Source organism: Vannielia sp. ABF1_015 (genome assembly GCF_056160745.1).
In genome coordinates this window covers 1,073,175-1,093,303 of record NZ_JBSWXT010000001.1, presented here as the reverse complement: position 1 = coordinate 1,093,303, position 20,129 = coordinate 1,073,175, and the positions used below count along the sequence as shown (strand labels likewise).

The 20,129-nt window shown below is 63.7% G+C and carries 22 protein-coding genes and 1 riboswitch; of the genes, 3 read left to right on the top strand and 19 right to left on the bottom strand.

The annotated features are described in order from the left end of the window. Positions 1-120: 120 nt before the first annotated feature. On the bottom strand, positions 121-969 hold the full coding sequence (locus tag ACXAG6_RS05650) for a hypothetical protein (protein WP_475335869.1): 849 nt from the start codon (positions 967-969) through the stop codon (positions 121-123). Positions 970-1,071: 102 nt separating this feature from the next. Further along, a complete protein-coding gene (rpsA, locus tag ACXAG6_RS05645; RefSeq protein ID WP_475335867.1) occupies positions 1,072-2,751 on the bottom strand; it encodes a 30S ribosomal protein S1 in 1,680 nt (559 codons plus the stop codon). A 246-nt stretch (positions 2,752-2,997) separates the two neighbouring features. On the opposite strand from rpsA, the gene ACXAG6_RS05640 reads away from it, so the two are divergent. After that, positions 2,998-3,882 (top strand): alpha/beta fold hydrolase, encoded by an 885-nt coding sequence (locus ACXAG6_RS05640; RefSeq protein WP_475335864.1) that lies wholly within the window; start codon positions 2,998-3,000, stop codon positions 3,880-3,882. Here the strand turns inward: ACXAG6_RS05640 and ACXAG6_RS05635 are convergent. The 16 genes from ACXAG6_RS05635 to miaB form a co-directional block, all read right to left on the bottom strand. Beyond that, the gene (locus ACXAG6_RS05635; RefSeq protein ID WP_475335862.1) at positions 3,879-4,370 is read right to left on the bottom strand and encodes a BLUF domain-containing protein; all 492 of its coding nucleotides are present in this window, start codon (positions 4,368-4,370) and stop codon (positions 3,879-3,881) included. The two genes, ACXAG6_RS05640 and ACXAG6_RS05635, sit on opposite strands and share 4 nt — an antisense overlap. Before the next feature lie 311 nt (positions 4,371-4,681). Continuing rightward, a complete protein-coding gene (cmk, locus tag ACXAG6_RS05630) occupies positions 4,682-5,293 on the bottom strand; it encodes a (d)CMP kinase (RefSeq protein ID WP_475335860.1) in 612 nt (203 codons plus the stop codon). A 66-nt stretch (positions 5,294-5,359) separates the two neighbouring features. Next, positions 5,360-5,764 (bottom strand): GFA family protein, encoded by a 405-nt coding sequence (locus tag ACXAG6_RS05625; protein ID WP_475335858.1) that lies wholly within the window; start codon positions 5,762-5,764, stop codon positions 5,360-5,362. Continuing rightward, positions 5,761-7,113, bottom strand: a complete 1,353-nt coding sequence (gene aroA / locus ACXAG6_RS05620) for a 3-phosphoshikimate 1-carboxyvinyltransferase (protein WP_475335857.1) — start codon at positions 7,111-7,113, stop codon at positions 5,761-5,763. The genes ACXAG6_RS05625 and aroA overlap by 4 nt, the downstream gene beginning before the upstream one ends. Before the next feature lie 51 nt (positions 7,114-7,164). Beyond that, entirely contained in the window at positions 7,165-7,887 is a 723-nt protein-coding gene (trmB, locus tag ACXAG6_RS05615) for a tRNA (guanine(46)-N(7))-methyltransferase TrmB (RefSeq protein ID WP_475335854.1), read from the bottom strand. Between the two features lie 43 nt (positions 7,888-7,930). Continuing rightward, complete coding sequence (locus tag ACXAG6_RS05610; protein WP_140013027.1) at positions 7,931-8,254, bottom strand: hypothetical protein; 324 nt, start codon at positions 8,252-8,254, stop codon at positions 7,931-7,933. Between the two features lie 49 nt (positions 8,255-8,303). Beyond that, on the bottom strand, positions 8,304-8,819 hold the full coding sequence (locus tag ACXAG6_RS05605) for an O-acetyl-ADP-ribose deacetylase (RefSeq protein WP_475335851.1): 516 nt from the start codon (positions 8,817-8,819) through the stop codon (positions 8,304-8,306). 43 nt (positions 8,820-8,862) lie between these two features. Then, positions 8,863-9,933, bottom strand: a complete 1,071-nt coding sequence (locus ACXAG6_RS05600; RefSeq protein WP_475335849.1) for a DUF1963 domain-containing protein — start codon at positions 9,931-9,933, stop codon at positions 8,863-8,865. Positions 9,934-9,936: 3 nt separating this feature from the next. Then, complete coding sequence (gene metK, locus ACXAG6_RS05595; RefSeq protein ID WP_475335847.1) at positions 9,937-11,103, bottom strand: methionine adenosyltransferase; 1,167 nt, start codon at positions 11,101-11,103, stop codon at positions 9,937-9,939. Between the two features lie 10 nt (positions 11,104-11,113). After that, positions 11,114-11,163, bottom strand: a riboswitch (SAM-SAH riboswitch). A gap of 12 nt (positions 11,164-11,175) precedes the next feature. After that, positions 11,176-12,738 carry an apolipoprotein N-acyltransferase gene (gene lnt / locus ACXAG6_RS05590; RefSeq protein WP_475335845.1) on the bottom strand — a complete coding sequence of 521 codons (1,563 nt, stop codon included), beginning with the start codon at positions 12,736-12,738 and terminating at the stop codon, positions 11,176-11,178. Continuing rightward, positions 12,722-13,636 carry a transporter associated domain-containing protein gene (locus ACXAG6_RS05585; RefSeq protein WP_475335843.1) on the bottom strand — a complete coding sequence of 305 codons (915 nt, stop codon included), beginning with the start codon at positions 13,634-13,636 and terminating at the stop codon, positions 12,722-12,724. The genes lnt and ACXAG6_RS05585 overlap by 17 nt, the downstream gene beginning before the upstream one ends. A 36-nt stretch (positions 13,637-13,672) precedes the next feature. Further along, a complete protein-coding gene (gene ybeY / locus ACXAG6_RS05580) occupies positions 13,673-14,167 on the bottom strand; it encodes an rRNA maturation RNase YbeY (RefSeq protein ID WP_475335840.1) in 495 nt (164 codons plus the stop codon). Positions 14,168-14,288: 121 nt separating this feature from the next. Next, on the bottom strand, positions 14,289-15,329 hold the full coding sequence (locus tag ACXAG6_RS05575) for a PhoH family protein (RefSeq protein WP_475335838.1): 1,041 nt from the start codon (positions 15,327-15,329) through the stop codon (positions 14,289-14,291). A 175-nt stretch (positions 15,330-15,504) separates the two neighbouring features. Further along, positions 15,505-15,801, bottom strand: a complete 297-nt coding sequence (locus ACXAG6_RS05570; RefSeq protein WP_140013020.1) for a hypothetical protein — start codon at positions 15,799-15,801, stop codon at positions 15,505-15,507. Between the two features lie 14 nt (positions 15,802-15,815). Beyond that, positions 15,816-16,328, bottom strand: coding sequence for an OmpA family protein (locus ACXAG6_RS05565; RefSeq protein WP_475337926.1), 513 nt, complete (start codon positions 16,326-16,328; stop codon positions 15,816-15,818). A 290-nt stretch (positions 16,329-16,618) separates the two neighbouring features. Further along, complete coding sequence (miaB, locus tag ACXAG6_RS05560) at positions 16,619-17,926, bottom strand: tRNA (N6-isopentenyl adenosine(37)-C2)-methylthiotransferase MiaB (RefSeq protein ID WP_475335836.1); 1,308 nt, start codon at positions 17,924-17,926, stop codon at positions 16,619-16,621. Between the two features lie 119 nt (positions 17,927-18,045). On the opposite strand from miaB, the gene ACXAG6_RS05555 reads away from it, so the two are divergent. Then, on the top strand, positions 18,046-18,918 hold the full coding sequence (locus tag ACXAG6_RS05555) for a glycosyltransferase family 2 protein (RefSeq protein WP_475335833.1): 873 nt from the start codon (positions 18,046-18,048) through the stop codon (positions 18,916-18,918). Positions 18,919-19,003: 85 nt separating this feature from the next. Here ACXAG6_RS05555 and irr read toward each other — a convergent pair whose 3' ends face one another. Beyond that, complete coding sequence (irr, locus tag ACXAG6_RS05550; RefSeq protein WP_140013018.1) at positions 19,004-19,420, bottom strand: Fur family transcriptional regulator Irr; 417 nt, start codon at positions 19,418-19,420, stop codon at positions 19,004-19,006. Between the two features lie 181 nt (positions 19,421-19,601). Here irr and fabA point away from each other — a divergent pair, with 181 nt between their 5' ends. Next, on the top strand, positions 19,602-20,111 hold the full coding sequence (gene fabA / locus ACXAG6_RS05545; RefSeq protein ID WP_475335831.1) for a bifunctional 3-hydroxydecanoyl-ACP dehydratase/trans-2-decenoyl-ACP isomerase: 510 nt from the start codon (positions 19,602-19,604) through the stop codon (positions 20,109-20,111). Positions 20,112-20,129: the final 18 nt, after the last annotated feature.

Genomic DNA, 20,129 nt, shown 5'->3' with positions numbered 1-20,129 from the left:
TGAAAATACTCCACCCTGCCCCTTCAACCCACACCACCGCCCAAGGCGGCGCGCACCCTCTGCCACGCAGGCGCGGGGGCGCGGGGTGGGCGGGCGGGAGCGCCCCCGCGCCGGTCCGCCTCAGAGCCGGCCGTTCAGCGGCTCCGGCAACCCGGGCTGGTCTTCCCCCCAGAACCACGCCCGCCACGCCGCCCCGGCCTCACTCGCGCCGCCAAACTCCGCGCTCTGCACCCTGTAATCACCGGGCACCACCTCTTCACTGCGCGCCGAGAAGGTGAACATCTCACTGAAATCCGGCCAGACCGGCCCGAGCCAGGCGAGATGCGCCAGGTAGCGCGGGAAATCGAGGTCAATCTCAATCCCCGCCTCCTCCCCCTCATGGCTCACATGCAGCATCGCCCCGTCATCACTGCGCTGGTCAATAGCCAACCAGTCACCATTGGGGGCCGTCATCACAGGAAAGCCCGCCGCCATGAACCCCCGGATCACCGCGAAGTGCGACCGCGTCTCTGCATCCATCGCCGGATCGTCGGGATAGACCTCAAGCCACCCCGCACGCCCCTGATGTGCCTGCCGAACCCCGTCCAGCGAAAACCGAAAACCGCCGGAGATTACATCGGGCCGATACCGCGCGCCCTCCGGATAGGTGCCGTCCGCGTAGGGCGTGTGCGACCACGACATGAATCTGTCAGGCGGCGTCACCGTGGTTTCCGCCCTCTGCCCGTAGGAGGTGGGCACATAATGCCCGCGCAACACCCAGGTCATCTCGATCCCGGCGGAGACCTCCCCCAACACTTCACGCACCCCTGGCGGCAGCGGTTCTCCAATCTCGGCCTCCAGCGCGGCGAGCTGCGCCGCCGTGGCAGGAGGTCCAATCGTCACGCGTGGGCGCGAGGCTGCATTATCCCAGCTGCCCTGCACCCGCCGCGCCATATCATCCGAGCGCAGCCGCTCCCCGAGCTCCAGCAAAAACCCTCTCAACACATGCGTCACACGCACCTCCCGCGCAAAAGAAAAGGGGCCGCAGAGTTTCCCCCGCGGCCCCCAATATCAGGTCAGGTTGCCCTGCGCTCAATCGTCTTGCTTGAGCGCGGCGCCCAGAATGTCGCCGAGCGAAGCACCGGAGTCCGACGAGCCATACTGCTCAACGGCTTCCTTCTCTTCGGCGATCTCGCGGGCCTTGATCGACAGGCCAAGACGGCGGGTCTTGCTGTCGACGTTGGTCACGCGCACGTCAACCTTGTCGCCCACGCCAAAGCGCTCAGGGCGCTGCTCGGCACGGTCGCGGCTAAGGTCGGAACGGCGGATGAAAGACTTCATGCCCTCGTATTCCACCTCGATGCCGCCATCCTCGATCGCGGTGACTTCCACGGTGATGATCTGGCCACGCTTCACGCCACCAACGGCCTCGGCAAACTTGTCACCGCCCAGCGCCTTGATGGAGAGCGAGATGCGCTCCTTCTCAACGTCGGTCTCGGTAACCACAGCCTGAACGATGTCGTTCTTGTGGTAGTTCTGAATCGCATCCTCGCCACGCTCGTCCCAGCTGATGTCGCTGAGGTGAACCATGCCGTCGATGTCGCCGGGCAGGCCGATGAACAGACCGAACTCGGTGATGTTCTTGACCTCGCCTTCCACTTCGGTGCCCTCGGGGTGCGTTTCTGCAAACACTTCCCACGGGTTGCGCATGGTCTGCTTGAGGCCAAGCGACACGCGACGCTTCGCGGTGTCGATCTCCAGCACCATGACTTCGACCTCTTGCGAGGTGGAGACGATCTTGCCGGGGTGCACGTTCTTCTTGGTCCAGCTCATCTCAGAGACGTGGACAAGACCTTCCACACCGGGCTCCAGCTCAACAAACGCACCATAGTCGGTGATGTTGGTCACGCGGCCGGTGTGCACCGAGTCGAGCGGGAACTTGGCTTCCACGGCATCCCACGGATCGTCCTGCAGCTGCTTCATGCCAAGGCTGATGCGGTGAGTCTCTTTGTTGATCTTGATGACCTGCACCTTGATCGTCTCACCGATGGAGAGGATCTCGCTCGGGTGGTTCACCCGGCGCCACGCCATGTCAGTCACGTGCAGCAGGCCGTCAACGCCGCCGAGGTCAACAAACGCACCGTATTCGGTGATGTTCTTGACCACGCCGTCCACGGTGTCGCCCTCGGTCAGCTTGCCGATGACTTCGGCACGCTGCTCGGCGCGGGACTCTTCGAGGATCGCGCGGCGCGACACAACGATGTTGCCACGGCGACGGTCCATCTTGAGAATCTGGAACGGCTGCTTGAGGCCCATCAGCGGGCCGGCATCGCGCACGGGGCGCACATCAACCTGGGAGCCGGGCAGGAAGGCCACGGCGCCGCCGAGATCGACGGTAAAGCCACCCTTCACGCGGCCAAAGATAGCGCCTTCAACGCGCTCTTCGTCGGCATAGGCCTTCTCCAGACGGTCCCAAGCCTCTTCGCGGCGGGCCTTGTCACGGGAGATGCTGGCCTCGCCCCGGGCGTTCTCGACGCGATCAAGGAACACCTCGACCTCATCGCCAACAGCAATCTCGGGAGCTTCGCCGGGGTTGGCAAATTCTTTCAGTTCAACGCGGCCTTCCATCTTGTAGCCAACGTCGATAATGGCCTGGCCCGCCTCGATGGCGATCACCTTGCCTTTGACAACAGAGCCCTCGTCAGGCGTGTCGATCTCGAAGCTTTCTGAGAGGAGGGCTTCGAATTCCTCCATGGATGCGTTTTGAGCCATGTGGCGCTTTTTTCCTTACGTTTCGGTTTCTGGCCGCGCGGTTGTCTCCGCCGGTCTTGGAGTTGGTCTCTGCCGCAAAGCACTGGCCCGGAAAACAACACAGGGCCGGAAGTTCCCGACCCTGCCCGAGTTTTCCGCCAGCAGCTCTGACGGCGGCTTGACGAAGGCGCGTTTAGCCGCTCAAACACCGCATGGCAAGGGGTTTCGCGGCTTTTCGGCGGTCCCGTGCCGCACTAGTGTCCCCCCATGCGCGCCCTCCTCGCCTCCCTTCTCCTCCTCGCGGCCTGCGCCGCGCCGCCCACCCTGCCCTCGGGCGAAAGCCCGCTGGCCATCAACCCGGCCCGTGCCGCGCAGATCGAGGCCGCGCCGCGCCTGACCGTGATGATCCCCGGCGCGCTGGCCTCGGTCGATATCTTCGCGCCCACCAATCCCTGGGCGGCGCGGGGCCATGCGCTCGCCTACTACCGTTTCCCGGGGATGGACGGGCTTCCGCTTGATCACGTGCTCTCCATCGAAGCGGCAGCAAAAGAAATCGCCCGCTTCGCCCGCCGCTACCCCGACAAGCAACTCACGCTGGTGGGCTACTCCGCGGGCGGGGCCATCGCGCTGGAGGCCGCCGCCCTGCTCGCGCCCCGCCCCGTCACCGTCGCTGCCATCTCGCCCTCACCCGAGCACGCGGGCGGGCTGCAAACCATTCTGCGCGGCGCGGGCGATGTGATCGCGGCGGCCACCCGCGCCGAGGCCTTCACCCGCAAGGCCATCTGGGACGAGTACTGGAAAACCCTGCTCTACGGCCGCAAAAACCGCGCCGACCCGCGCTTCACCGACCAGATCGAACCCCTCTCCGCAACACACGCCCCCCAAATCGCCAACCCAAGCCCCGCCCTCGTGCGGGCCCATTCCTCGGGCTTGCGCCGGTGGCGGCTGTCAGAGGAGGCAGACCTGAGCCACGCCCGCATCGGCTTCTTCTTCGGCATGGAAGATCCGGTCTTCTCCACCCGCCAAACCGACGGGCTCCGCCACCGCGCAGGCGGGGGCCGGCTCATCGGCTTTGCAAATGACGGGCATCTGCTGCTGCTGACGCGCAAAAGCCTCTTCGCCCATGTGCTGCGCTTCGTCGAAGAGGGTTAGCCGCGAAACTCCGCCAAACGCTTGATCCAAGCGTCCATGCTCTCGTCGGGCTTGCGGCCATAGGGCGAGCTGCCGCCCCATTCCGTCTCGTTCTGCGCCTGCTCCACCATCGAAAGCCAAACCTCCCGCGCCTTGGCCGGGCTGATCTCGGGCCGGATGCCATCGGTTTCGAGGGCAAGGCCCAGCATGTCTTCGGTGACATAGTTGTAACCCATCGCCCAGTCGTTGAAGGGCGTCGGCGCATCGGTATCCTCCGAGAGCAGAACCTCCACATCACGGTGTCGCGGGTCTTGCCGGATGCGCTCCATCAGCGCCAGCACAATCTCCCGGGGGCCGTGCAGTGCCTGAAAGAACTGCTCGCGCCCCCGCCACAAAAAGCCGGTAATCCCGGCCTGCCGGTTGAAGGTCAGCGCCTTCAGAAGAATATCGAGGTCGCTTTCGCCAAATTCTTCTTCAAGGGCGATCGAGCGGTACACAAGCTGGTGCATTCCAATCCTGTTCGTCTGGTAGGCCCGAGCCTGGGCAGGCACGAACCGATTCTCATGGCGCAAGCGCTTAAGAGTTTCCAAGTCGATGTAAAACGACAAGGCTGCCGCTGGCGCAAGATTGTTTTTAACATCTGGTGAACCGGCAAGGCTATGCGCCCCGTCCCGGGCAAGTCACTTGTTGTATAGTGGTTAATCCGGAGCGCCCTATGTCATTTGACATGTGCATAGGTTGTGCATTGCTTGTGCATAGGATGTTGCAAGGCGGAATCCCGCCTATCCAAAAACGCAACAGCAGCATTAACTTTGATTTTTTACTTAATTCTCAACTGGATGCACGCGCGCGCCCGGTCAAGGGCCTCGGCGATGCTAAGCTCCGTGGTATCCAGCAGCACAGCATCCTCCGCCGCCACCATCGGCGCCGCATCCCGCCCCGCATCCCGCGCGTCCCGCGCCTTCACATCGGCCAATACCTGCGCCCGTGTCACCTCGTGCCCATTGGCCTCCAGCTCCAGAAAACGGCGTTCGGCGCGGGCCTCGGCACTGGCAGTGACAAAGAGTTTCACCTCCGCATCCGGGCAGATGACGGTGCCAATATCACGCCCGTCCAGCACCGCGCCGCCCTCACGCCGGGCAAAATTGCGCTGGAATTCCAGCAGCTTCTCCCGCACCTCCGGCTCTGCCGCCACACGGCTCGCGGCCTGGGCCACCTCGGGCGTGCGCAGCGCATCTTCCGGGCTCAGGTCTTCGGGCGTCAACGCCTCCGCGGCCGCCACCGGCGCGGCACCGGCCAGCACCTTGGCCCCCACCGCGCGATAGAGCAGGCCGGTATCAAGATGGGCGAGGCCAAACTCGGCAGAGATGGCCTTCGAGATCGTCCCCTTCCCCGCCGCTGCGGGCCCGTCGATAGCTACGGTGATTTTCATGCGCCCCTCTTCGATGCATACGCGCGCCAGCTTAACGCTTCCTTTACCCTGCCCCAACAGGCCGGGTCACTTCACCTGCGTCGTCAGTTCCAGATCAGCTCCCAGCACCTGCCGCTGGCCCTCACCAATCTCGTAGTAATCGCCCTTGTCAGCGCAAAAGATATGCCCCTTTGTGGCAAGCCCCGTCGGCGCATCGAGCGTGCCCGCCATCACCGAGGTATTCACCCTCGGCCCGTCCCAAAACAGCTGGCTTCCACAGGTCGGGCAAAAGCCCCGGCGGGCGCTGTCGGAGGAGGCAAACCAACGTGGTTCTCCTGTGTTTTCAAGGGCTTCTCGCGGAACCGAGGTCGCCGCCACATGGTGCCCGGTGGTCTTGCGACACTGGCTACAGTGGCAGGCAATCACTGGTCTCCACGGCCCCTCAGAGGCATAGCGCACCGCACCGCAGTTGCACCGGCCCGTAAGCCTCAAGCCTCGGCCCTCTCCAGCCGCGCACCCAGCCCGCCCATCAGATCCATGAAGATCGGAAAGGAGGTGGCGATCGGCCCGGCATCGTCCACGCTCACCGGCTCTTTGGCCGCCATCCCGCAGATCAGAAAGCTCATCGCAATCCGGTGATCCAGCCGCGCCTCGGCCCGCGCCCCACCGGGCACGCCCTCAGGCCCCAAGCCCTTGACGGCAAACCAATCTTCGCCCTCGTCAATCTCCACCCCGCAGGCCCGGAGGCCCACCGCCATTGCGTCGATCCGGTCGCTCTCCTTCACCCGCAGCTCCTTCACGCCGGGGCATTTGGTGACCCCTTCGGCAAAGCTCGCCACCACCGAGAGCACCGGGTATTCGTCAATCATCGAGGCCGCCCGCTCTGCCGGCACCTCTATACCCTTCATATTCGGCGAGAATTTCGCCCGAAGGTCGGCCACAGGCTCGCCGCCCTCCTCGCGCTCGTTCTCATAGGTCAGGTCCGCGCCCATCTCGCGCAGCGTGGTGAACAGCCCTGCACGGGTCGGGTTCAGCCCGATCCCCGGCACCAGCACGTCACTCCCCGGCACGACCAGCGCCGCACAAACCGGGAAGGCCGCCGAAGATGGGTCACGCGGCACCGCAATCACCTGCGGCTGCAATTCCGGCTGCCCCGTCAATGAGATAACCCGCCCCTCGGCCGTGTCTTCCACCGTCACCTCGGCCCCGAAGCCCGCCAGCATCCGCTCGGTATGGTCGCGCGTGGCCTCCTTCTCGGTCACCACCGTCACGCCCGGCGCGTTCAGCCCCGCCAGCAGCACGGCAGACTTCACCTGCGCCGAAGGCACCGGCGTGGTGTAGCTGACCGGCACCGGGCTTTCCGCCCCCACCATCGTCAGCGGTAACCGCCCGCCGGATTTGCCGTAAGACACTGTGCCAAAAAGCGAAAGCGGCTCCGTCACCCGCCCCATCGGGCGCGAGCGCAGGCTGGCATCACCAGTGAAGGTCACCGCAAACGGATGGGTCGCCACGGCCCCCATGATCAGCCGCACCCCGGTGCCCGAGTTGCCGCAATCAATCACGTCCTCCGGCTCGCCAAAGCCGCCAACGCCAACCCCATGCACCGACCATTCCCCGGCCCCATGCTGCACCACATCGGCCCCCAAAGCGCGCATCGCCTTGGCCGTGTCCAGCACGTCCTCGCCTTCCAGCAACCCGGTGATCTTGGTCTCGCCCACGGCCATTGCGCCAAGGATCAACGAGCGATGGCTGATCGACTTGTCGCCGGGCACCTCCGCCACGCCCGTGAGCGGGGCCGCCTTGCGGGAAGTCATCGGTGTAGGGGTGCCGTGAGACGACATGGGCGGGCTCCTCGTGGTTTCCGGCCCCGAATAGCCGCTTTCCGAGGCGGCTTAAACCCTGCGGAAGGTCAGATAATGCGGGGTGCGCCCTTCTCTCAGCGCCTTCTGCTCATAGCGGGTCGAAATCCAGTCATCCCAAGGCTTGCGCCAGTCGCTCGGTCCCTCCGCCAACCACTCAAAGCCCTGCCCCGGCACCTCTTCCAGCGTCTGGCGCACATAGTCCGGGATGTCCGTCGCCACCCGAAATTCTGCCCCCGGCTTCAGCACCTTGGCCAGCGCCTCAAGATACTCGGGCGTCACGAAACGGCGGCGATGGTGGCGCTTTTTGGGCCATGGGTCGGGGTAGAGCAGGAAGGCCTTCGCCACCGCCCCTTCGGGCAGCACATCAAACAGGTCACGCACATCACCGGGATGCACGGCAAGGTTCTCCACCCCCGCCTTGCGGATCTTGCCCAGTAGCATCGCCACGCCGTTGATGTAGGGCTCGGCCCCGATGATCCCGACGCCGGGGTTCTGCGCGGCCTGATGCACCATGTGCTCACCGCCGCCAAAGCCCACCTCCAGCCAGATTTCCTTGCCGGGAAACAGCGCCTCAAGGTCCAGCGGCACCCGCTCGGGGTTTTCCTCCCAGCCCACGGCCCCGGGCGACAGCGCCGCCAAATCCTCATCCAGATAGGCTTCCTGCGAAGACCGAAGGCCCTTGCCCTTCAGCCGTCCGTAGAAGTTGCGCCAAGGCGCGCCACTGCGGTGTTTGTCTGGATGGTTCTCGCTCATGGGGCGGCGATGTAGCGCCCCGCCGCCCGCCACGCAACCGGAGTCAGTTGAACTCCGCCTCGTCATGCTCCTGACGGGTGATCTCGCGGATGCCCTCGTAGGGGGTGCCCGCCACCGCGTTGCGGATGATCTCCTCGGCCATGTCAAAGTCGGCGACATCGAAGCCAAAGTTCACTTCCGGCTCGCCGGTGGCCTCGCAAGAGCCAATTTCCGCCCCCGCCCATTCACCCGCCCGCGCTTCGATCAGCGCGTTCTCGATCAATTCCATTGCAGCGTTGCGAAACTCAAGCGCCCCGTCCCAATCGCCGGGGTAATGGCCGGGGATACGGTTGACGTTATAAAAGATCTCGACCGACTTGATCGCCATGCCAAGCCCTCCATGCCCTTCTGACTAATAGAAAAGCATGAAAATCCGGCTAATTTGCGGCGTTTTGCACAAGCTCGTTCAATTTGGCGGCATCTGCGCGCGAAAAGGCACACAGCACCACGCGCGGCGGGCTATCCAACGCCCTGAGCTCTGCGCGCAGCGTGTTCACGGCGATCTGCGCGGCCTCGTCCTTCGGGTAGCCGTAAACGCCGGTTGAAATGCCGGGAAAGGCGATGGATCCGGCCCCCACCTCAACAGCCCGGGCAAGGCTTTCACGGTAGCAGGAGGCCAGCAGCGCGGCCTCGCCTGCCCCGCCTCCATTCCACACCGGGCCGACAGTGTGAATGACCCAGCGGGCCTTGAGGTTATGTCCGCCCGTAACCTTGGCCTGCCCGGTCTCGCACCCGCCAAGCGTGCGGCACTCCTCCAGCAAGCCCGGCCCGGCCGCTGCATGAATCGCACCATCCACCCCGCCACCGCCCAGCAAGGTTTCGTTGGCGGCGTTCACAATGGCATCCACCTCAAGCAGGGTGATGTCGCTGAGGTCCACTTCGATCAGATTCATGGTGCCAGTTTACGCAACGAACGCCACCAGTAAAGGCACAGGCTCAGGTCTGCTGGTAGACGGTTATCACACGCTCAAACCGGCGCGCCGCAAGGTCATCGCGGCGAATATAGAAATAGACGGTGCCCTCGTCGTGCTCGGAGATCCAGAAGAACATGGGCATTTGCAAAAGAAGCTGCCACTCTCGCGCCTCAGAGGCGATCCGGTCTGGCTGATCCTGCCATTCCGGCGTCATGAACATCTCGCCCGAAAGCGCGGTGTAGGCTGCTGACCACGCCGGATCATCCTGCTCGCCCAGCGCCGGGCCTCCGATTTGCACACGCCCGAACTGCAATTCCCAGCGGATCGTCTCGTAAGCCTCGATGGCCTCCCAAGCTGCCTCCGGTTTATTGTCGCCGCAAAGCGCGGCCAGCGCGGGGCGAGCGATGAAGGCTGGTCCACAGGCCTGGGGCAAGGCCAAGCCCGCCTCGCCTTCCAGAGCAAAGAGTGGCGTTAGAAAAGGCGAAACGTATGGGCCGGGTGCAGGCTCCGGTTCCATGGCGGCGGCCTCTTCGATCTCTTCGTCGGACATCCCCGCCTCTTTCATGGCGGCGCGGATTTCATCTGTCAGGATGAGGGGCTGGATTGGTGCGGCTATCCGGGCGATATAGGACTTGTCGGCCTCCAGCAGCGCCTTCGGCGTCTGCCGCAGAACAGCCTCCCCGGCAGGAGCCTCATCCCAGATCACGCTGCCAAAACTGGTGCCGGTGTCATAGGGCCCGGCCACAGCATCGTAGAAGAACAGCAGCCGCCCGTGGCCCGGCAAGCCCTCGGCGCTTACTTCTGTCAGGTCGATCTGGGCAACAAAGGGCAGCGGCAGGTCGGCGCGAATGTGGCGGGCAATCCACTCCGGGTCCGCCCCCCGCGCGCCAATCTCCTCGGCCCGCGCAGCCGCTTCGTGGCGCGGCCACGCCAAGCCATCCGCCATCAGCGGCGCCCCACCCATTCGGCTCAGGCCGGGCTCCGCACTCGTGGCCACCAGAAAAACAACAGGCACCGCGAGCTCGCTCACCAACCCGGCGAGCGGCTCGGTCAAATGCTGCGCGATCAGCTCGGCGAGTGAGGCTTCCGCCATCCGTCAGACAGCGGCCTTGAGCGCCTCGACCAGATCGGTCTTCTCCCAGGAGAAACCGCCATCCGCATCGGGTGCGCGGCCAAAGTGCCCATAGGCAGCCGTGCGCTGAAAGATCGGCTTGTTCAGCGCCAGATGGGTGCGGATGCCGCGCGGGGTCAGGTCCATCGCCTTGGCGACGGCCTTCTCGATCTCGGCCTCCGGCGTCTCGCCGGTGCCGTGGGTATTCACGTAGATCGAAAGCGGCTTGCTGACGCCAATCGCATAGGAGAGCTGAAGCGTGCATTTGGTCGCAAGACCGGCGGCCACCACGTTCTTGGCAAGGTAGCGGGCCGCGTAGGCCGCCGAACGGTCCACCTTGGTCGGATCTTTGCCAGAGAAGGCCCCGCCGCCATGGGGCGCCGCACCGCCGTAGGTATCGACGATGATCTTGCGTCCCGTAAGCCCGGCATCCCCATCCGGCCCGCCGATGACAAATTTGCCCGTGGGGTTGATCCACCATTCCGTGGCCTCGGTCAGCCAGCCACCGGGCAGGATGTCACGGATATAAGGCTCGACGATGGCGCGCACGTCATCCGAGGTCAGCGCCGGGTCCAGATGCTGGGTGGAGAGCACCAGCGAGGTCGCCTCCACCGGTTGCCCGTCCTTGTAGCGCAGGCTGAGCTGGCTCTTCATGTCAGGGCCGAGGTTCGGCTCGGTGCCGTTCTTGCGCACCTCGGCCAGCTTCTTGAGGATCCGATGGGCAAAGTGGATCGGGGCCGGCATCATCTCGTCGGTCTCATCGCAGGCATAGCCAAACATGATCCCCTGGTCGCCCGCGCCTTCATCCTTGTTGCCCGCGGCATCCACACCCTGCGCAATATCGGCAGACTGCGCGTGCAGGTAGTTGTCCACGCTCATGTTGGCCCAGTGAAAGCCCTTTTGCTCGTAGCCGATGTCCTTCACGCAATCCCGCGCAATCTGCTCGACCCGCTCAATCACCGAGCCCGGCCCGCGCACCTCGCCGCCAATCACCACCCGGTCGGTGGTGGCAAAGGTTTCGCAGGCAACCCGGCTTTCGGGATCGTCCGCGAGGAAAGCATCGAGGACAGCATCGGAAATCCGGTCGCAGACCTTGTCGGGATGGCCCTCGGAAACGGACTCCGACGTGAAGGTGTATTCAGAACGAGACATGTTGGGGTAGTGCTCCATTGAGGTTTTCACCGCCACGCCAGGAAGCCGTTGTGGCAGCAGATGGGCTCTCTGCTAGTCGGTTGACGGGGTCGGGTCAACCGGCACGGACCGTGCGCGCGCAACACCCAGAGCCATTGCAGCGAGCGCCAGCAAGGCCAGCACGCCCCAGTCTCCCCACAGCCGGTAGGGCGGTGCGGCAGCTAGGCGCGGCGGCAAAGCCACATCCAGCAGCCCGGTCTCCCCAAGGGCGAGGCTGTTCAGCACCCGGCCCTGCGCGTCGATCACCGCCGATATGCCCGTGTTCGCCGCCCGCAGCACCGGCACCCCCTGCTCCACCGCTCGCAGCCGGGCCTGCGCAAGGTGCTGATAGGGGCCTGCGATCTTGCCAAACCATGCGTCGTTGGTGATATGCAAAATCCACTCCGGCCGGGGCGCAGCAATGATCTCTTCGGCAAAGATGGCCTCGTAGCAGATCAGGGGCAGCACCCCCTCAATACCTTCACCGAGGCTGATAAGCCGAAGCCCGTCGCCCGGCGCAAAGCCCGACATCGCCGCCTCGGCCAGCCCGCCCGGAGCCCATTCGCCCAGCCAGCGCGCACCGGGCATATACTCTCCGAAGGGCACAAGATGCGACTTGTCGTAGTAACTCGTCACATCGGCCCCGGGGGTGATCACCGCCAGCGAGTTGCGCGCCACACCGCCATCGCGGCGCTGCAGACCCACCACCACCGGCGCGCCCCGGCCCGCATCGGCCACCACCTGCGCGGTGCCATTGCCCGGTGCCAGCAGATAGGCCAGCGAGGTTTCCGGCCAGACAATCAGATCGGGCTTGGCCCCCTCAGACGGCTCCGCACTCAGGGCAATCAGCCGCTCGAAAAAGACCGGAATCATCTCTTCCGTCCACTTCAGATGCTGCGCCGCGTTCGGCTGCACCAGACGAACAGTCAGCGGCGCGCGCATCTCCACCGGCTGGCCCAGCCGCCAGAGCCCGTAGGGCACCGGCAAGGCCAAAAAGGCCAGCGCCGCCATAACGCCCAACGCCGCGCGGCGGCTGCCCAGCGCAGCCGGGATCGCCGCAGCGAGTGTGGTGAAAAGCGTCAGCCCGTGCGGACCAAGCAGTGCAGCCAGATGCATCTGCGGCTGGCCAACCCAGATGTGGCCGATGAGCGCCCATGGAAAGCCCGTCCACAAGTGTGAGCGCAGCATCTCGACCGCCGCCAGCAAAACCGCGCCCGAAAGCACACGCTGCCACCGCCCCCGGCCCAGCAACGCCGCGGCACCGAAGGCCAGCGCCCAAAAGATCGCAAAGCCGCCAGCGTGGGCGAAAAGCGCAAGCGGGGCGAGCCATCCATGGCGCAGCGGGTCAACAAAGAATGGCTCGACGATCCAGAACATCGTCGCCACCACATAGCCAACGCCCATCGCCCAACCGCGCCACGCCGCCGCCTTGGGCTCCCGTACGAGGGAAAACAGCGCAAATCCCAGCGCGAGCGCGGCCACCGAGAGCCACGGCAGGCCAATCGGGGCCTGCCCGGTGCCCGCCACGGCCCCAAGCGCGGCAAAAAGCGCAAAGCTCCGCCACCGGCCTGTCAGCCACCCGGCCATCCGCTCTGTCAGATCAGTTTTCGGCGCCACCGGCCACCCGTTGCTCCGCCACCTCCGGCAAACGCACACGCAGGCGCTTAACTCGGCGGGCATCGGCATCAACCACCTCAAACTCCGCACCCGTGGAATGGGGCACCACCTCGCCCCGGATCGGCACCCGGCCCGTCAGCATGAAGACAAGCCCGCCCAGCGTGTCGACCTCTTCGAGGTCTTCGGCATCCGCCAGCGCCACGCCGGTTTCTTCCTCAAAGTCTTCCAGCGGCGTGCGCGCCATGGCGAGGTACTGCCCGGGCTTCTCCTCGGTCCAGAGATCACCCTCCTCGATATCGTGCTCGTCTTCGATCTCGCCAATGACCTGCTCGATGAGGTCTTCAATCGTCACCAACCCGTCCGTGCCGCCATATTCGTCGATCACCAGCGCCATATGCATCCGGTCGCTCTGCATCTTCTGCAACAGCACACCAATCGGCATCGACGGCGGCGCATAAAGCAGCGGGCGCAACATCGGCTTCAGCTCGAAGTTCTCGCCATGGCCGTTGAACCCGTACTTCAGCGCAAAATCCTTGAGGTGCACCATGCCCACGGGGCTGTCGAGCGTTCCCTCGTAAACCGGCAAACGGCTCATGCCGCTGTCACGGAACACCGCAACCAGATCATCCTTGCCGATATCGAGCGGCACCGCGACGATTTCCACCTTCGGAATGGCAACGTCTTCCACCCGCATCCGATGCAGGTTGCCAAGGCCAAGCACGGCACCGGATTCGCGCCCGCCATTGCGGCCCCGCGGCTCCTCGCCCTCGTGCGACCCGTCCTCTTCGCCGGGAAATATCGCATCCGCAAGGCGGCCCCAAAGCCCCTTGCTCTCACTACTGTCTTCCTCCTGCGCGCCCTGCGCAGCACTAGAAGACCCGTCCGAACTGTCGCCCATCGTTCCTTTCCAAAAGGCGCCCCATCGCCGGGGCTGTCACTCATATGGGTTTTTCACACCCAACTTGGCAAGTATTTCCGCTTCACGAGCCTCCATCAGCTCCGCGTCTGCGTCGTTAATGTGATCGTAACCCAGAAGATGCATCATCCCGTGAACAACGAGGTGCGTCAGATGGTCCCGCAGCGCAAGCCCACCTTCCTTGGCTTCTCGGGCACAGGTTTCATAAGCCAGCGCAATGTCACCAAGCGGGATCGTGCCATCCGGGTCAGGCTCGGGCGCAAGCGGATCTTCGCCGGGGGCCTCAGGCGCAAGCTCCTGCGCGGGCCATGAGAGCACGTTGGTCGGCTGGGGCTTGCCGCGAAAGTCACCATTGAGGGCGGCAATTCGGGCGTCATCCGCGCCCAGTACCGCGAGTTCGATAACGGTCGGCAACCCGTGCCACGCCAGAACCGCCGGTGCCACCGCCTGCACCACGGCCTCCAGAGCTGCGGCCGCCCAGCGGTCGTCCTCTATGGCAACGTCCAGTTCCATTTTCTTGCTTCAAATATCTCCGGGGGTTTGGGGGCAGCGCCCCCAATCACTCATGGATAGCGTGCGCCGCAGGCGCTCATTTTAGCTGCGCGCGGGTGGTGAACCGGATGTTAACCCGCGCTCACCCCTTCGCATCCAGCGTGTCATAAGCCTCGATGATCCGCGCCACCAGCGGATGTCGCACCACGTCCTTGGCGGTGAAATAGTTGAAGGAGATCCCCTTCACCCCATCCAGCAGGCTCTCGGCCTCGCGCAGCCCCGATTGCACCCCGCGCGGCAAGTCCACCTGGCTGCGGTCACCGGTAATCACCATACGGCTGCCTTCCCCGAGACGGGTCAGGAACATCTTCATCTGCATGGTCGTTGCATTCTGCGCCTCGTCGAGCACCACGAAGGCATTCGCCAGCGTGCGCCCCCGCATAAAGGCCAAGGGCGCGATTTCAATACGTTTTTCCTCGATCAGCTTGGCAACCTGCTTGGAGGGCAAAAAGTCGTTCAGCGCGTCATAGAGCGGCTGCATGTAGGGGTCGACCTTGTCCTTCATGTCGCCCGGCAGGTAGCCCAGCTTCTCCCCGGCCTCCACGGCCGGTCGGCTCAGGATGATCCGGTCGACATGACCAGCGAGAAACAGGTTCACCCCAACCGCCACGGCAAGATAGGTCTTGCCCGTGCCCGCAGGCCCAATGCCGAAGCCCAGCTCGTTCTCGAAGAGCGCACGCACATAGGCCTTTTGTGCCTCGGTGCGCGGCTCAACAACCTTCTTGCGGGTTTTGATCTCAACCCGCCCGCCATGAAACATCTCCAACTGGTCGCCATCCCGCGCCGCGCTACTCGCATCGGCACTGCTCTCACGGCCCAGCCGGATCGCCCCATCAACATCGCCCGGCTCAATCGAGCGCCCGGCTTCGAGTTTGGCGTAGAGTTCCTGAAGGATCACCGCCGCCTCGCTGCGCGGCCCGGCTTCACCGATAAGCGCCAACTGGTTGCCCCGGCGCAGGATTTGCACTCCTACCGCATGTTCGATCTGGGCAAGGTTGCGGTCAAACTCACCGCAGAGCTCGATCAACAGGAGGTTGTCGGGGAATTCCAGCGGCGTTTCCAGAATATCCTTGGGGTTTGGCGGGGCGGTCAGGGCACTGATTCCCAAAAAGTGCGTCTCCATCAGCTGGCTAGCGATACGCTAGATGTTGTGGTTCACAAGGTCAGGTTGCCAAGTGCCAAGCCATCGCGCAAGCGGCCAGTGCAAAGATTTCACGCATTTGACATGAAAAGAGGCCGCAAGAGCAAGTCTGGCGGCCTCCGGATGAATTCTATGGCAGTTCTTGGCCACAAGCGCATCAGATCGGATCAGGAAACTCCGACCCCGACTGAAAGTCTCCTTGCGCCGTGCCCGAGGGGCCCGCGCCGGAGCAGACAGGCTTGCCGTATTTATCGAGCCGCTGGCTGAGGTAGCCCTCAACGCCATCGTCGATGATCCAGTGATCGCACCCGTTGGGGTCGATCCAGACACCTGCTTTGAGCTGGGTCAGGTCCTTGCTGTCGAAGCCGCGGTCGACCGTTTTGTCAATCTTCTCGCTGCAGGCACTCAGGGCACCGGCACAAGCCAGAAGCGCGGTGATCTTGAGAATGTTCATAGCGCTTCTCCTGTTCACTTGATGCAGATGATTTCGACGCGGCGGTTCTTCTGCATCCCGCCCGCAGTCCGGTTGGACGCCACTGGCACCCGCTCACCATAGCCGCGCACATCAACGATCTTTGCGCCGGTGGCCTTGCCGATCCGGGCCACGCTGACAGCCCGGCGGTAGCTGAGGTTCATGTTGTATTCATCGCTGGCCCGCGCATCGGTGTGACCGGCGATGATATAGGCGCGGGCCCGGCTGGAGCGGAAGAAGTTGGCCAGACGCTTCTTGCCCGAGGCCGAAATGGCGGCACTGTCGGTGGCAAAGAGCTGGTCGGAGTTCATCACACCGCAGACATTGCCGCGACGGCAAACCGGAATGCCCTGACGCGAAACATGGGGCGTCATGTAGCCCTCCGCCCCGTCGTCCATCACCCAATGTTCGCAGCCGTCCGGATCGACCCAAACGGTGGGCACGTAGCGCTGCGACTGGTCCCTGCTCGACTGCGCCTCGGCGTCGCCAGCAAAGAGGCCGATGGCCATCGTCAGCGCCGCTGCGCCACCAACGAACGATCGGATTGCGGTGAAGGTCATTTGGGTCACGGGCATCCGTCCTGTTCCGGTTTCGGTACGAAGGGGCGCGCGCCGCAAATTGCCGCCGTTGCCCCAGTCACAATATCGCCAGATTTACCAGATTCAGGAGGCCAGCAAAACGTTTTTACCGTTAATTTGTAGGGGCTTAATGAACAATCGCCCGCTGTGCAGGCGATTGTTTCGCAAAGCGAGACCGATTGCGGCAAAAGCTGGGCACCGCCACGCGGCCCGAGCTCGACTCAGAGCAACGCGCCGGCCAAAGAGTTGGGGCCAGATTCGGTGATGCGCACGCGGACGAGGTCTCCGGGCGCGAGCCCATCGCTTGTGACATGCACCGCATGAAGGTGATCGGATTTGCCCACCATCTGCCCCGGCAGCCGCCCTGGTTTTTCGATCAACACATGCACCTCTCGGCCAACCATCGCATCCTGCGCCGCGCGCTGTTGCCGGGTGATAAGCGCCTGCAGTCGCTGCAATCTGTCGGCGGCAACCTCGGGCGCAACAGTTGCGCGTTCGGCCGCCGGAGTGCCGGGGCGGGAAGAGTATTTGAATGAATAGGCCTGGCCGTAGTTCACCCGTTCGATCAGGTCGAGCGTGGCCTGAAAATCCTCTTCGGTCTCCTCGGGAAAACCGACGATGAAATCGCCCGACAGCAGCAGATCCGGCCGGGCAGCTCGGATGCGGTCGATCAGCGCGATGTAGCTTTCGGCTGTGTGCTTGCGGTTCATCCGTTTGAGAATGCGGTCAGAGCCGGACTGCACCGGCAAGTGCAGGTAAGGCATGAGTTTTTCGCAATCGCCATGGGCGGCAATCAGGTCGTCTTCCATGTCGTTTGGGTGCGAGGTGGTAAAGCGGATGCGTTTGAGCTCATCAATCTCGGCCAGCCGCCGGATCAGCCGCGCGAGGCCCCATGTCTCGCCGCCATCCTCGCCGTGGTAGGCGTTCACATTCTGACCCAGCAACGTGATCTCGCGCACCCCGCGCGACACCAGTTCTTCGGCCTCCGCCAGCACCCGGGCCACTGGGCGGCTCACCTCGGCGCCGCGGGTATAGGGCACCACGCAGAAGGCGCAGAACTTGTCGCAGCCCTCCTGCACCGTCAAAAAGGCGGTCGGCCCGCGCTGCGCCTTTGGGCGCCCTTTCAACTTCTCAAACTTGTCCTCTTCGGGAAAGTCCGTATCCAGCGCCTTCTCGCCGCCACGCGCCTTTGCCTCAAGCTCGGGCAGGCGGTGATAGCTTTGCGGCCCCACCACCAGATCAACCATCGGCTGGCGGCGCATGATCTCTTCGCCTTCAGCCTGCGCCACGCAGCCAGCAACGCCGATCTTCAGATCCGGCTTGGCCTCCTTCAAGTCCTTGTAACGGCCCAGCTCGGAATAAACCTTCTCCGCCGCCTTCTCGCGGATATGGCAAGTGTTGAGCAGGATCATGTCTGCCCCGTCAGGGCTCTGCACCTGCTCGTAGCCTTCCAGCGCTTCGGCCATGCGCTCGCTGTCATAGACATTCATCTGACAGCCATAGGTCTTGATATAGAGCTTTTTAGTCATCACGCATTCCTGGAGGGGTCGGGCGGTGTCTAGCGGATGGCCAGCGCCCCCGCAACGGTTGCGCTTGAGGCTTCATTAACCCACAAATGGCACAAACTCGGGCATGGGCCGCCGGTGACATGAAATACAGCTCTCTCAATACCTTCCTCGATCAAGGAAAATCGGCGCTGAAGAAGGGGCCGATTGCGGTGATCTGCGTGGAAGACCTGCAAGAGGTGGCCACCACGATCCGTCACCATCGGATGGCCGGCTTTCACGAGATCGTGCTGCTGGCCCCGGATGCATTGGATTTGCCCGAGGCGCTCGAAAGCCAGGTGCATCGCGTGCGCTACGACATGCACGCCGATTTCGCCCTCGTCGACGCCATTAACCCCATCATCGCGGCAACCGCTCCGGGGCAATGGCTCTACTACTGCTACAATGCCGAGTATCTCTTCTTTCCCTTCTGCGAAAACCGCACCGTGGGCGAGATGCTGGCCTTCCACGTCGAAGAACGGCGCGACGCGATGCTGACTTACGTCGTTGATCTCTACGCCGACGATCTGGAGCGCTTTCCGGATGCGGTTTCGATTGAGAACGCGCATCTCGACAAATCGGGATACTACGCCCTCGCCCGCCCCGACCCGACCAACCACAACTATCCCAAAGAGCGGCAGCTGGATTTCTTCGGCGGGTTGCGGTGGCGCTTTGAGGAGCATGTCGACAAGGATCGCCGGCGGATTGACCGCATTTCGCTATTCCGCGCCAAGCCCGGGCTCAAGCTGTTGCCAACACACAGGTTTTCGGACGAAGAATACAATACCTATGCCTGCCCGTGGCACCATAATCTCACGGCGACTGTCTGCTCGTTCCGCACCGCCAAGGCGCTCAAGCGCAACCCCGGCAGCCGGTATGACATCGACACGTTCAAGTGGCACAACTCCACCAAGTTCGAGTGGCACAGTCAGCAATTGCTAGATCTAGGGCTGATGGAACCAGGCCAGTGGTTTTGATCTGACTGCGCGCTGGCGCGTCACATCGCGAAGGAAATCAAAGCGCTAAGCAGGCATTAAGCCGGGTGCTGCCCCGACAGTCGCGTCAGACCCGGCGAAGGCGGATGACCACATCCACTTTGGCAATCTCGGTGCCCTCCGGCGCATCCGGAATGGAGGCGAGGCGCAGCTGCTCGGTGGGGGCGTCGGTGAGCTTCTGGCTGTCTTCCCAATAGAAATGCGGGTGATCATCGGTGCGGGTGTCGAAGTAGCTCTTCGAACCGTCAACAGTGATTTCCTGCATCAGGCCCACATCACAGAAGGCGCGCAATGTGTTGTAAACCGTGGCGAGAGAGACCCGATCGCCCGCCGCACGCGAGGCTTCAAACAGGCTTTCAGCGGTGACATGGCGGTTGCAACCATCCCCCACCAGCAAAGTGGCAAGGGCCAAGCGCTGGCGCGTGGGGCGCAAGCCGCCTGCTTCAAGCCATTCTGATCCGCGCGTGTGCGCTTCGCTTTGCATTCGGTTGGGTTCCATCGTCCTGCCTGCGATCTGTTATATCTGTTCATCCTGCCCGAATTCAAACGGAAATAGACCACGACTGCGCGCCACTGTCGCGCCGCCACCACTATTGCGCCTGCGCGGGACCGGGTGGTAGAGGGGTGCGCAACAATAGTACCACAAAACGAGGAGGCGGGGCCGAATGGCGAACCATCCGAACACATTCGACAAGGAAGGGCTGCTGAAATGCGCCCGCGGCGAGCTGTTCGGGCCGGGCAATCCGCAACTTCCCGAGCCGCCGATGCTGATGATGGACCGGATCACCGAGATCTCGGCCGACGGCGGCGAGCACGGCAAGGGCCACGTGGTGGCCGAATTCGATATCAACCCTGACCTCTGGTTCTTCTCCTGCCACTTCCCCGGCGACCCGGTGATGCCCGGCTGCCTTGGCCTCGATGGCCTGTGGCAACTGACCGGCTTCAACCTTGGCTGGCGCGGGATGCTGGGCCGGGGCCGGGCGCTGGGTGTGGGCGAGGTGAAGTTCACCGACATGATCACACCGGCCAATAGCCAGATCGTCTATCACGTTGATTTCACCCGCGTCATGGACCGGAAGTTGAAACTCGGCATCGCCAACGGCAAGATATTCGCTGACGGAAAGCACGTCTTCACTGCCGAGGGCATGAAGGTCGGGCTGTTCCAGGACGAATAACAACGGGCACACCCCAGA